This is a genomic window from Candidatus Sodalis sp. SoCistrobi (assembly GCF_900143145.1).
Classification (GTDB): Bacteria; Pseudomonadota; Gammaproteobacteria; order Enterobacterales; family Enterobacteriaceae; genus SoCistrobi.
Window position 1 is genome coordinate 1 of record NZ_FRDB01000083.1, and the last position, 11,535, is coordinate 11,535.

Here is an 11,535-nt window from a genome sequence, read left to right on the forward strand (position 1 = left end):
ATTTTTCAGCGCCGTAAATGGCGATAGTACACGTCGGTTTCACTTCATTTACAACCCCACCGGCTGCCTATTTCAGCCCGCTAACCCTTGGCATATAAGTCGTTGCGGACTTGTGTATAACGAGGTGGTTTATAGCAGGTCTATCATGAAGAAACGTTCGCTTGTTGTTGTCGTGGTACTGCTGGCGGCGCAGTACGCCAGCGCCATGGAAATTATCACCTTAAGCAAGTTTCAGTACGGTAAACGCTGGGCGTTCACCAAAGAGGAGGTGCAACTCATGTGCCGCCCGGACCACGCGCTGTATGCCCTGAATATGAGTACGTTGATGCAATATCCGCTGAACGAAAAGGCCGAGCTTCAACGCAAGGCAGGCCAGGTCCACGCCCAACCCATTGAGGTGATTTTGCTTGATGATCCTGAGCGACCGGGACAGAAAATGAGTATTGCGCCGTTTATAGAGCGCGCGCAGCAGCTCTGCGTTGACAAAACGACACCGTAACGATGAAGGGATAGGAAAAAATCCATCAAGTGCAAAGGTTAAATAACTGAAGTGTGCCTGTTATCACAGAGTTAAACTTTGATGACAGAATATGCGCGGAATGCCGGTGCCGCGGTGGAAAAACAGATCGTGCGCTCTATACTTTGCAATGTAGGACATCAAAAGCCTACAAAAAATGCCAACTTTTAGCGCACGGCTCTCTCCCAAGAGCCATTTCCCTGGACCGAATATAGGAATCGTATTCGGTCTTTTTTTTATCTTCTGATTGATGACGGGGTCTGCGAGTCATTCACGACATTGCCCCAAACGTCATAGCGCTAATTCTTCATGTCGTCTTCACCGCGCGGAGCAAACTATTTGTCAATCTTCGCCGTGTTTTTTTGAATAGATTCACTTTGACCCGTAATAGGTGTGATGCCGCGGCAGATTAGCGCGGTCGCCTGGAACGGTACGCTGGTACGCTGTCGCGCGGGTACGCCGTCGTACTGTCGTGCGGTCGTGCTGCGGCCTCAGCGACAGGCGTTAACGGTTCCCATTAGGACCGCCTTTGGGCGGTGTCTCTAGCGCAAAGTTACCAACCCTTTGACTGTGGCGTAGGGCGTCGTAAAGTGGTCAGGGACGTGAAGCGTCAGTCAATTTGTCACTTATCAAAATGGCGTAGCGTTAATAACACCGTCCTCCGTCGCTCAGAAGATGCTGTTCTGCATGATATAGCGTTAAAACGGGTGGACTTGAATGTATTCGATTGACTCATCTTAAACTTTTCCAGGCTGTCACAGGAGACAAGTGCAGCCGTTATCAGCATTGAGACTGATGATGCATCGTTAAGCCAGAGCGGGTGTTTTGATGCTATGGTCAATCGAGTGATATCATTTTGCTGCCGTTCTGGCTTGCCAGGAATTAACAAATAATGATGACCTTCACTCCTTCTGACGTACCTGCAAAACTCGCTAAAGACATAGATAAAGCCCCACAGTTGCTTGTGATCCCCCCGTGCTGCCTCTCCTGCTGTTGTCATTAACAGCGCAAAACAATTTGCTGCTTTGCAACAGCTACCTTTGATGCCGCATAGTGATTAAACGGGAAAATCTAGCACTGTTTAAACGACCGACATTGAAAGTTTTTCTTCACGTCTAGCGAGTAATCACAATTCATAGTCCACAGTTAATCAATTTTTGCGGCCTCACCGGTTAGCGCGATAGCGATCAATCGATGAAGTGGTTGCTCGCGTGGAAAATATTTACGTCGGCGGGCAAAAAAGGGCTCCAGTTAAACTGGCTGCGGCACGAGTTGATCAATTAGTGTGGGCTATGGCATTAACGATGTAAACAAGCGAACTGCGAATGCGTGCGCAAGGGTTTTTCTAGCGATAAATAGGGGGGGCGATAATACCTGTACGAGGCTGGCTGATATTGTTGCTGAGGCGGCTTGAGGCGTTCACGATGAACACTTGGTTGCAGTGGAATGACGTAAACTGATTTAAGCGATGCAATGCTATCCGCGAGGGTGGGGGCATCCCTTGCAAAGGTAAATTATGTATTCTGAACTCCCGTTCAAGCGTTCATATGAGGGGGTGGCCGCGCCTGTGTAAACTCGGGAGTCAGGATGAAAACAGCTATCTCGCCCTTCGGCGGGACCACCAAACGTGCGTGGTGGCTGATATTGCATGATCAATAGATAATAACTAAGACAAATAGGCTGAATATTATAAAGCCTCTATCAACGTTCCTGGGAGGCTGTTGTTATTCCAGGGACAGCAAGCTTGGTCGTCACAGACATTGTTAAGCCGCAAGGCTTTATGCTCATAAAGCCTTGCGCCCTTCGTCGTTACCGCCAATTTGCAGATCCTGGCGCACTTGGGCCCTCTTTTTTTGTGCCGCATCATAGATAAATCGCGCGCGATCGCGCTGTAGTAAGCGGTCGTGGTGAATAATTTCGCTATTGGTTAAATCATCAATCGCGCGGGTCATTCGCTCGACATCAATTTCCGGCAGCAAGCATAAAGCCAGCTTACTTTCCTGATTAACCTTGATCCGATGCCGCCAGTGCGTCACCTGGTGCTCAGCTTCATGCAGGAGTACGGTGGCGTGGTTTAGCCAGAGATGGGCCGCATGTTCAGGATCTAATGCATTGTCAATGTCTTCGCGCTGCGCGATAATTTGCTGCGAAAAGGGATGATCCTTCCCTTGCTCGTCCAGTCGACTAACCTCAGCCGTTTTCCGGCATTGCGCCGCGACTTCCTGTGCCTGCACTGACTGCACGGCTAATTCGCGACGTTCTCTTTCCTGCTTCTCTTTTTTTTCCCGCGCTTCTCTAAACCACGGCAACCTGCCGTTGATGGCATAGATTAGGTAATCTGCGATGCTCAGGGATATTACGCGCGTTATGAAAGTGAGAAAGGGTGCGCTTGGCAATGGCGCAATCGGTGTAATGCGCAACACAATGACCAGGTTCAGGGCCTGATAAATTTGGCCTGCATGTTCTGGTCAATCCATTGCCGAAGTAGGTGGAGCTACCGGGGAAATTATTCATAAACCTCATGTTGAATAATTATCAGAGAAATGACCGATATCTGAAAACCGATTTTAATTTTACTTTATCATTTCACCATTACAAGGTTAAACAGGACGTAAAGCATCTTTAAGAAATGGTGAATAATTCATTAAATAAGGGGCTCATAGAAAAGGGAACATATCAGGATACAATTTATGATGGCAATAATAGTAATGATTTATATTATAAGTTGATAGTGTTATGGCTAAATAAAACGACCATCAAAGAGATATAACCACATTGCTATTATATTGATGGCCAAGAGGGGTTAATTTACCCTCTTACAGAGGTGGGTTGTTTTAATTAATCTGTTAGCCACGCCTTAATGAGATGATATCCATTTTATCATTGTTAAATTTTAATTACATAAGTGCTGGCGAAAGCCGACTGATCTGCTTGCAATCCATTTTTCGTAGTGTATTTTCAAAGATATGCCTAAGCAAAGTTTAATCATCATAGGAAATAATCACCGTGATTGTATGGCATTCTGCGGCGATGATGATGATGTGTTCAGAGATAAAATTAGCGATAATACATTGGCGTGGGCCTGCACGGTGTCATCGCGCCGTGCAGGCTTTAGCGACCCGCATGGACAGTCCTGGCCTTCTGCACCGGCGGTGCAGAAGGCGCTTAGCAGGTTTGCCACTCTTGGCGCACTTCATCTTTAGTTTTAGTGAGTATCACTTTGTTTTCCTTAACCTCTTTGACCCATGATAATGGAATCAAATGGTGCTGGCCGCCCGATTCAGGATCGCTTTTGGCAAGCTTGATATGGTTCTCACCTTCCATGTGGTCGACGATGCCGACATGATCCCCGCCGCAACACGTCACCTGAGCATGTTCCATAATATGATCTTTATTGACCATGATAGCCTCCTATTGGCATTAAAATAGATTATCGCTAAAGAGTATAGCGGATGAGATGCAGGCTATTACATGCGCTGGAAAGTTATTGCCTGCCTGTCCGGTAATAAGTGTTTAACGCCCAAAACAAAGGCCTATTCATTATTAATGATGATTGTGATGTCATCCATTGCGGGCTGCAGGCTAAGTGATTGAGAAATGAGGAGGGCCGTGGGCCAGGGTGTAATCTGGTCTGCTGAAAGGCACCCCGATGCGGGTAATGATGACTTCTCAAAAATCAGACCGTTCCATGAGCAGGTTAACGCAATAATGGCCTTGAAGCTGCAGGGAAAAATGCCGTTGTGGGTATTATTAGACCAGCGCACGGGCTGTCTGCAAGCTTAGGGGCAGAAACTTTAGGCTTTGGGGCGACTGCACTATAGTCTAGTTGTTAACTGTCGTTGTTAGGAGTATACATTACCCATGTACAGAATGATAGTGATTAATCCTGTTCATCTATTATCCGCTGAATAAGATATCCCGCACCTCAATCAACGGCGAAAAAGAGACAAAAAGGAAGTCAGGCCCGGGGCATGCGGGGTAGTAGCCCATAGCATCTGAGCAATAAGGTGGTTGCAGCGTTAAGAAGAGCAAAGAAGAGTAAAGCATACCTGTAAGGCGCGCAAATATTCGCCGACAAGGTTAAAGTCAGATAAATTAGACCGAGGGAAAGCGGATGATGAAAGACTTAACCGTCAACTAATCAATCAGTAACGCAGAGCAACGTGGCTTGACTACCTGAAGGAAAATTATATTTTCCTGTATTGCCCGTGGTGCAACGCTGCGCTTAGCCCTAATTTAACTAGACCCTAAGCATGAATAAAATATTATATCAAAGTGTATTAATGTGAAAATTATTAGAATATATGTGTAAATTAACAATCATAATACGATGAAAACCGACACCCGCAAGGGGATTGTTATAATTATTAACAAGCTATTTAGGAGGGAGCAATATGAAAGGCGATAGCAAGAAATTGTTACTTCAGGCGATGTTGACGGATGTACGAGCCCAGTTAGTCTCGGCATTTCACCGAGCCTGCAGGGCGCGGGAGAAAAAACCGGAACAGATTCGGCATCAGGATTTGACCGAACTGCGCAAGCTGATTGATAAACTCGATGAAGCTATCCTGCTGGAAAAGCAGAGTTATGTTGAGCGCTTCCGGTAACCGAGGCCAAACGGGTGAGAGGTGCCCGCCGCGGCCATTGCGGCAACCCTAGGTCGGACAGTCAAACTGTTGCAATCACAGGTCATGGCGTCCTGGTAAAGGTGCTGCTAGCTGCGGCCGCATCCTTTTGATTTTTTCGCTGCCGCTTATCCACGCGCGAACGTTGCTTACGCTGCGCGATTGTTTTTTGAGACCTGCCCCAGGAATGAACTTCCCGCGCGATGGCGCACATGTTCAGTCTTTGACCTGATAGAGGTCGGACTGATTCGTCTTATACTCTGTCGTCTTTGTTTGCCCGGTCATGCGCCGTTGGCGCATACCGTTTTGCTATGCGGTGTGACACTGAGCCTCCCCGCAGGCGTTGGCACCGGTGGGGAAGCAACAGCATCGGGTCGACGCCGCTGGCGATTACACTAACGGGGTGACAACAGCATCGAGCCGACGCCGCTGGTGTTTATACCCGTGAGGAAGTCAAAGGGCCGAACCCCGGCGGCGGGAAACCTCGTTCGCCGCCATGGCTGGCCTGGGGTGACACGGTTAGTCGGTCAATCCAAGTCGGCGGGAGCAATTCAGCAATTCCGTAACCTTGTGTACGTTTAGTTTGCGCATGATATTCAGGCGATGGGTTTCCACCGTCTTGACGCTAATACACAGCTGTTCTGCTATCAAGCGGTTGGTGTTACCGTCGGCGATGAGTTTGAGGATCTGCCGTTCACGTGGCGTCAGCAATTCCTGATTGTCGGCTTCCATACTCAGAGCGGTGTTGATCATTTCGCGGTTCAGCGCCGGATCGATATAACACTTGTTGACCGCAACCGTCTGCAGTGCCGCCAGCAACACCTGTTGGCGGCTGTTCTTTAATACATAACCCAGGGCGCCGGCGGCCAGTGTGCGTACCGCCATATATTCTTCGGTATGGGCGGTATAGGCCAGAATGGACATCTGTGGCCAGCGGGAGCGCAGCTGTGGGATCAAATCCAGGCCGTTGATGCCCGGCAGGCCGAGATCCAGCACCAGAATGTCCGGTTCATGGATCCGGCACTGGTTGTACACCGCCAGTCCGTCATCAATGTGCGCCACAATTTTAAAACGTGGATAGGGTTCGAGCAGGTTAATGATGCCGTTGATAATCAATTCATGATCGTCCACCAGCAGTATTTTATAGTTATTCATATTCCGTGACCTCTTGAGTGGTAGCATCCCCTGCGGATGCGTTTTCGGCGCTAAGATACCTGTCCAGGGCGTGGCGCAATTCAGCTATCTGTTCCCCGGACAGCGGGAGGCCATGTTTGACCAAATTTTCCATATCGACGACATCGCACAGCAGTTCTCCCAGCCCTGCCTGTCCCAATCCCCCTTTTAAGGTGTGCAACAGCGCGCTGATTTTTTCCGCATCGTTAACATTGAGTTCGATATCATTGAGCAGCGAATAGAGAGATTCGTGTACTTTCTGCCGCAGCCGCTCGTTGCCCGCCGACAGAAATGAGGTGGTTAATCGACTGTCTTGCTCTTGCAATGAGATATCCCGCTGCAACTGGTACTCCGCGGCGAGACTGATGCCATCAGCCAACTGCGCCAGCGTTACCGGCTTGGTCAAATAATGACGCATCCCTGCTTCTTTGCAGCGGGCGATATCTTCCGGGGCGGTATTGGCGGAGAGGGCGATTATCATGCAATCGCGGTCGCGGTTTTCCCGATCATCACGCCAGAGGCGGGCGCACTCGGTACCGTCCATATCGGGCATGCGCACATCCATCAGCACCAGGTCGAAGGGTTGTTTGCGACCCAGCGCCAGCGCGCTGGCGCCGTCGGACGCCAGGGTGACGTCCTGACCGAGTGAGTGCAACATCATGCCGATAATCTCGCGGTTAATCACCGCGTCATCCACCAGTAATATACGGAGTCGCCAGGGCTGCACCGGGATATTGCCAGTGGTTTCGGGCAGGTCACCGGCGAAAGCGCGGATCACCCGGTCATACAATTTGCCCGGCAGAAAACGCAGCTCGGCGGCGGAGAACGGGCCCTCCTCAAGGGACGGTTCACAGTTTATGCCCCAGGCAGCCAATTGACGGTGAAGCGCCAGGGGTGCGGCCAACTGGCCGCCCAACGGGTGGGGTTCACGGTAATCGTTAAGCGGCATGATAAATGACATGCAGGTACCCAGTCCCGGCGTACTACTCAGCGCTAGCGATCCCCCCATCAGCTTCGCCAGATTGGCGGCGATGGCGAGCCCCAGGCCGGTACCCTGCATGGTTCCCTCACTTTGGTAAAATGGCGCGAATACATTTTCCTGGTCTTCCGGCGCGATCCCTTGGCCGCTGTCGTTAACGGCAAAAATCAGCTGCTGATCCCGCCGTTTAACGCTCAAGAAGATGCCGCCGGACTGAGTGAATTTCAGCGCGTTACCCAGCAGATTCACCAGAATTTGCCGTAGGCGCATGCCGTCGATATCCAGATAAAGCGGCACCTGTTTGCCGACGAATGTGCGTAACGTCAGGCCCTTACTTTGACCCGGACCCTGGATGGTATGCATCGCTTGATCAAGAATCGGCAGCAGGGGCGTTTCTTCAATGTGCAGTGATAATTGCCCGGATTCGATGCGGGAAAAATCAAGTAAGTTGTTGATTATGGATAATAATGAGAACACGCATTGTCGGGCGGTATCCGCCAGTTGGAACTGCTCGTCGGATAATGTCGTCATTTGCAACAGTTCCAGCGCTCCGAGTGAGCCACTGAGCGGGGTGCGCAGTTCATGGCTGATGGTGGTGAGATGGCTGCTTTTACGCTTATTTGCCCGCTCAGCTTGCTGTTTGGCCTCATTCAGGGCGCGCGTTCTTTCGGCCACGACATTCTCCAGATTGTCATACTGGGTGCGCAGAGTATCCAGTAGCAGGTTGTAAGCGTGGGCGATGCTGCCCAACTCGTCGTGGCGATTTTCCGGCAGACGGACCGAGAGCGTGTGGGGCCCGGTTTTACCAATAATGGCGACGAAATCCCACAGCGGGCGGGCCAGATAGCGGTGCAACAGCCAGAACAGGGTGACCACCAGCACCAACAGCGTGGCGAGTGCAAAAGGCAGTTGTGCCGCAATAATATCCAAGGTGCGTTTCATGCCGCCGCTGCGGGGAAACAAGATGACCTGTTGCCAGCCGGGCCCTTTGAGTTGCGTGCGCAGCAGCATATAGCCGGGTATCGTTTGCCAACCTTCCTTTAACTTGAGCCGTTGTAGCATCGGTTGCAGGCCGGCGGCGGTCTGCGCCGAAACCCGTGAAAACGGTAGGATGCGATTGTCGCTGTCCAGCCAGAGATTAATGTCCGCCCCCAACACCGGGTGGCCGTAGGAGAGCAGGTCGTTCAGTTTCACCGTCAGGCCAGTGAGTACCTCGTTTGGCGCGGCGGCGGCGACGGCGACGCTCCAGCCGGTGCCGGGTAGGAACTCCGGTTTGCCCCAAAAGAGGTTATCGTGGGCAGGTTGATGGGGAAAGGCATTAAGCTCGACCTGCTGGCGGATAAAGTAGTCCGGCGTATGATCGCGCGGCGGCAGCAACGATACGCCATAGCGACGATCCAAGATAAAGCTGTCCAGATAATACGTCTGGCCCGCGGTACCGAAGATCTGGATGAAAGTGCGGTCGCGTTCTCTTTTACCTGGCGGGCTGCAGTTTTCCTGATTGAAGGGAAAATAGCGGCTTTCGCTTTTTTCGCCGGGCACCATGACCAGCGGCGTTGCGTGGTAAAGCTTATAGCGGTGTGCGAGGGCTTGGGCGTCTCGTTCCGCACCTTCAAAACGATGATTGGTTAACTCCATGCGCAGCGAAGAGAAATGAGCGAGATTCTCTATTATACGATGCCGGCTCAGATTCAAGGAAACATAGGTCGCGGCGACGACGGATATAAGCCAGATAATTATCAGGCTTATTGATATGAATATGGTTAGCTTTATTACTAAGGACTGTTGTCTTTTCATTATTGTCATCCCTGATTAATGTGCTGAGAAAAGGAATTGCCGCTTAGGTTAAGTCCGTTTTTTAAAATCATCGGTTGGCTATAGAATAATGGATGACACGCAGGTTGATGTATTAATTTGTAAGGGGTTATGTGGCTTATTCCACACCATTGGGAATCAGGTATTGTACTGATGTACCCTGCTGGGTTTTCAACTGAGTATGGCGGAGTTATGAGGAGAACCCATTCATGCTTAATAGATTTAGAAGCATCCCTTTTCTCAACAATATACATTTGTCGGAAAAGGGGAGTGTGGTGTTAATGTCGATTGAAGATATGCCTGCGCAGGTTTATATAAGCACGCTATCATTTTATTTCACCATTTTAATAGACGGTACAGAAAATTTATCTGACACATCAATGCGTTATTTAACTTTGCTCCTGGCGGCTCATCCTGAGGTGCACGATTATGCTTTGCAATTGACTGCCCTGGTTGGGATGTTATTATGATGAGACTCTGACAAATGAGGCATTAGCGACGGAATTAGAAAAGCAACTTGCGCTGGCGCGTTATTTGACAAATGTTGTCGCCAGCCTTTGCATAACCAGTCAGGAATCGCGACATGAATTGGAATTATAACACACTAATACTATCTATGGTATTTATTATTTTCTCTGCACAAGCCAAAACACTGCCCTGGCGTAACGCCGATTTTTCCCTGCGCGCGCGACAAATACCTTTGTCATTGGTGTTGTCCAATTTGGCTGAAAATTATGATACTGCCATCATGATAGATCCCGACGTTAATGCACATTTTAGTGGATTTATACCTCCCGGGCCGCCGTTGGTTATTCTCAATAAGTTAATGAATCAATATCATCTTATTTTTTATTTTGATGGCGATACCTTGTTCATATATCCCACTAAACGATTAAGGCGTCAAGTTATCACCCTTACCACATTGCGCGCGGCAGAATTCGTTCGCTATCTGCAAAATCGCCAGATACCGGAGATGAAAAGCTGCGAAATTCGACGGATCCCTGGCGTGAACGCGCTGGATATTAACGGCGTACCGGCCTGTATTGAGCGCGTGTCCCAACTGGCCTCTATGCTGGACGGAGAACTGACCAAGCGCAAAGGCGAGGTCGTCAGCATGAATATTTATCCGTTGAAATACGCCACCGCGATGGATGACCGCTACCAATATCGGGATCAGACAGTCTCGATTCCGGGAATTGTCAGTGTACTGCGCGACATGAGTCGCGGATCGGGGGGCGGCTCTGAATCGACGCCGCAAACGCAAGGGCTGCCGATGTTTTCCGCCGATCCGCGACAAAATGCGGTTATTGTGCGCGATTATGCGGCCAATATGGCGGGATATGGCAAGCTTATCGCCGCGCTGGACCAGCGACCGCAGATGATCGAGATCGCGGTTATGATCATCGATGTGGACGTCGGGGATATTAATAAGCTGGGTATCGACTGGAGCGGTACCGTGTCTCTGGGCGGCGGCGGTTTTTCGTTTAACAGCGATGGCGGCATGAGCGGCGGGTTCTCCTCGGTTATCAGTAACACCAGCGATTTCATGGTGCGGCTCAACGCGCTCGAACAACGTGCCCATGCCTATATTTTGTCGCAGCCGTCGGTAGTCACCCTGAATAATATCCAAGCGGTACTGGATAAAAATGTGACGTTCTACACCAAACTGCAGGGCGACAAAATCGCCAAACTGGAATCGGTGACCACCGGTTCGCTACTGCGCTTTACGCCACGGCTAATGGAAGATAAAGGGAAACAGAACATCATGCTGAGCCTGAACATTCAGGACGGTCAGCAAACGTCTCCGCTCAGCGCGACAGACCCGTTGCCGCAGGTGCAAAACTCAGAGATAGCCTCGCAAGCCACCTTACGTCCCGGACAAAGCCTGCTGCTGGGCGGTTTCCAGCAGGATAAGCAAAAGCAAGGGCAAAACAAAATCCCGCTGTTGGGCGATATTCCGGTGCTCGGACATCTGTTTAAAAGCCGCATAGATGAAACACACAGCGTTATGCGGCTGTTTTTGATTAAGGCCACCGTCGCCGGTAGTGAACCACGCCATGAATAATCAATGGAAAATCCGCCTGATTGACGGCGTTCTGCACGGTCGCGAAATCGGCTTGCCGGACGCCGGCCTGACGCTGGGTGAACGGGGCTGTGACGTTTGCCTCCCTCTGACGCGGGCCGCCAAAATCGCGTTGACGATAAAAGCTACCGTGTTAAGTCAAGAAATTTAGCAGGGTAAAATCAACAGCCCAAAATCAAGGTCAATCCCGGTCTATCAGGGCGGCGCAAGCGCCTTAAGGTCAACAGCAGTCGCAGTTCGCACAGCTCACTGCTCTCAAACACTACGCCGGGCTTCGGCGGTCAACTGTGCAACAATGACCTAATTATGCGGTCTTACATACGCTACGTGCATCAGAAGACCG

The 11,535-nt window shown here is 50.3% G+C and carries 9 protein-coding genes; 5 read left to right on the forward strand and 4 right to left on the reverse strand.

Annotation, left to right across the window (positions count from 1 at the left end):
• A partial coding sequence (locus CINSTRO3249_RS07500; protein ID WP_371441372.1) for a YebY family protein occupies positions 1–499 on the forward strand: 499 nt, incomplete at its 5' end.
• A 1,802-nt stretch (positions 500–2,301) separates the two neighbouring features.
• Here the strand turns inward: CINSTRO3249_RS07500 and CINSTRO3249_RS07505 are convergent.
• Both CINSTRO3249_RS07505 and CINSTRO3249_RS07510 read right to left on the reverse strand, forming a co-directional pair.
• The gene (locus CINSTRO3249_RS07505; protein WP_125933146.1) at positions 2,302–2,937 is read right to left on the reverse strand and encodes a hypothetical protein; all 636 of its coding nucleotides are present in this window, start codon (positions 2,935–2,937) and stop codon (positions 2,302–2,304) included.
• A 745-nt stretch (positions 2,938–3,682) separates the two neighbouring features.
• Entirely contained in the window at positions 3,683–3,919 is a 237-nt protein-coding gene (locus CINSTRO3249_RS07510) for a DUF2171 domain-containing protein (protein ID WP_074012818.1), read from the reverse strand.
• Positions 3,920–4,911: 992 nt separating this feature from the next.
• Here CINSTRO3249_RS07510 and CINSTRO3249_RS07520 point away from each other — a divergent pair.
• A complete protein-coding gene (locus CINSTRO3249_RS07520) occupies positions 4,912–5,124 on the forward strand; it encodes a hypothetical protein (RefSeq protein ID WP_041866922.1) in 213 nt (70 codons plus the stop codon).
• A 537-nt stretch (positions 5,125–5,661) separates the two neighbouring features.
• On the opposite strand, the gene CINSTRO3249_RS07525 is transcribed toward CINSTRO3249_RS07520, so the two are convergent.
• A complete protein-coding gene (locus tag CINSTRO3249_RS07525) occupies positions 5,662–6,297 on the reverse strand; it encodes a two component system response regulator (RefSeq protein ID WP_074012820.1) in 636 nt (211 codons plus the stop codon).
• The gene (locus CINSTRO3249_RS07530) at positions 6,290–9,100 is read right to left on the reverse strand and encodes a two component system sensor kinase (protein WP_084790148.1); all 2,811 of its coding nucleotides are present in this window, start codon (positions 9,098–9,100) and stop codon (positions 6,290–6,292) included. Before CINSTRO3249_RS07530 ends, CINSTRO3249_RS07525 begins: the two co-directional genes overlap by 8 nt.
• A 290-nt stretch (positions 9,101–9,390) precedes the next feature.
• Between CINSTRO3249_RS07530 and CINSTRO3249_RS07535 the strand changes: the two genes are divergently transcribed.
• From CINSTRO3249_RS07535 to CINSTRO3249_RS17175, 3 genes are all read left to right on the forward strand, one after another.
• On the forward strand, positions 9,391–9,579 hold the full coding sequence (locus tag CINSTRO3249_RS07535; RefSeq protein WP_125933147.1) for a hypothetical protein: 189 nt from the start codon (positions 9,391–9,393) through the stop codon (positions 9,577–9,579).
• 113 nt (positions 9,580–9,692) lie between these two features.
• On the forward strand, positions 9,693–11,174 hold the full coding sequence (locus CINSTRO3249_RS07540) for an EscC/YscC/HrcC family type III secretion system outer membrane ring protein (protein WP_074012822.1): 1,482 nt from the start codon (positions 9,693–9,695) through the stop codon (positions 11,172–11,174).
• Positions 11,167–11,343 carry a hypothetical protein gene (locus CINSTRO3249_RS17175; RefSeq protein ID WP_174249753.1) on the forward strand — a complete coding sequence of 59 codons (177 nt, stop codon included), beginning with the start codon at positions 11,167–11,169 and terminating at the stop codon, positions 11,341–11,343. Before CINSTRO3249_RS07540 ends, CINSTRO3249_RS17175 begins: the two co-directional genes overlap by 8 nt.
• Positions 11,344–11,535: the final 192 nt, after the last annotated feature.